1 pseudogene is annotated in these 248 nt (G+C 68.1%); it reads right to left on the bottom strand.

The annotated features are described in order from the left end of the window. Positions 1 to 248: pseudogene (locus tag SB771_RS36170) on the bottom strand (macrolide ABC transporter permease/ATP-binding protein MacB); the annotation flags it as partial.

Here is a 248-nt window from a genome sequence, read left to right on the forward strand (position 1 = left end):
GCGGCGCGTCGGGGTTGCGCTGGTCCGAGATGATCTCGCCGTCGCTGATCTCGATGATGCGCTGCGCGTGCCGCGCCACGTTCATGTCGTGGGTGACCAGGATGATGGTGTGGCCGGCGGCGTTCAGTTCCTCCAGGATGCGCAGCACTTCCTGGCCGGTGTGCGTGTCCAGCGCGCCGGTCGGCTCGTCGGCCAGGATGATGTCGCCGCCATTCATCAGCGCGCGGGCGATGCTCACACGCTGCTGC

Origin of the sequence: Burkholderia sp. SIMBA_051 (assembly GCF_046534915.1) — a bacterium.
Lineage (GTDB): Bacteria > Pseudomonadota > Gammaproteobacteria > Burkholderiales > Burkholderiaceae > Burkholderia > Burkholderia ambifaria.